The organism is Mesorhizobium sp. P3_A9, from assembly GCF_056402975.1.
Map to the genome: position 1 here is coordinate 1 of NZ_JBFUGJ010000719.1, position 1,059 is coordinate 1,059.

Sequence of the window (1,059 nt, forward strand, 5' to 3'; positions counted from 1 at the left end):
GGATCGGCGTGCCTATCGCCAGGTCGCGTTTCTTGATGATCGCGGTGGCCGTCTTTGTCGGGCTTGGCCTTGCCTGGTGGGCGGCGACCGGGCTCGAATGGGTGAAGCCGATCTTCCTGCCGTCGCCCGGCAGCGTCGCGACGCAGATCGCCAAGCTCGCGATGGACGGCACACTGTGGCTGGACCTCAGAGCCTCGGCGTACCGCATTTCCATCGGCTTCCTCATCGCCTCGGCTCTGTCGATCCCGATCGGCGTGCTGATCGGCAGTTTCCGCTCCTGGGAGGCGGCCATCGAGCCGCTGGTGGATTTCATCCGCTATATGCCGGTTGTTGCTTTCGTGCCGCTTTCCATCCTGTGGGCCGGCACCGGCGACACGCAGAAATTCCTGATCATCTTCATCGGCACCTTCTTCCAGCAGGTGCTGATGATCATGGACAATGTGAAACGAGTTCCCGCCGATTTCATCGGCCTTGGCCGCACGCTCGGCCTGCCGGATCGCAAGATCCTGACGCGCATCGTCGTGCCCAGCGCTCTGCCGGGCATCTGGGATACGCTGCGCATCAGCCTCGGCTGGGCATGGACCTGGCTGGTTCTGGCCGAGCTTGTCGCGGCTACGTCCGGGCTCGGCTATCGCATCACCGTGTCGCAGCGCTATTTCCAGACCAACACCATCATTGGGTACATCCTTCTGCTGGGCTTGCTCGGCCTCATCACCGATCAGGTCATGAAGGCCCTGGAAAAGGTGCTGTTCCGGCAGGATGGCCACTCGCAATGAGGAACCGCCGATGACTGTTCCCAAATTGCGCATCGCCGGTCTCGACAAGAGCTTCGGCACCGGCGACCGGCGCACGCAAGTGCTGCGCGACATCAACCTCGATCTTGCCGACAATGAGTTCGTCTCGCTGGTCGGCACGTCGGGCTGCGGCAAGAGCACGCTGCTGTCGATCGTTGCCGGACTGCAGGATTTCGACGCCGGCGATCTCAGCATCGATGGCGCGCCGATCCTGCAGCCGGGTCTCGACCGTGGCGTCGTCTTCCAGTCCTACACGCTGCTTCCC

At 63.0% G+C, this 1,059-nt stretch carries 2 protein-coding genes; both read left to right on the top strand.

All coding sequences use genetic code 11. The features are described 5' to 3' along the window. The first annotated feature begins 2 nt into the window (after positions 1 to 2). Entirely contained in the window at positions 3 to 776 is a 774-nt protein-coding gene (locus AC1DX0_RS36265) for an ABC transporter permease (RefSeq protein WP_477359370.1), read from the top strand. Positions 777 to 786: 10 nt separating this feature from the next. Further along, positions 787 to 1,059 (top strand): ATP-binding cassette domain-containing protein (locus AC1DX0_RS36270; RefSeq protein ID WP_477359373.1); only part of this gene is annotated, 273 nt, incomplete at its 3' end.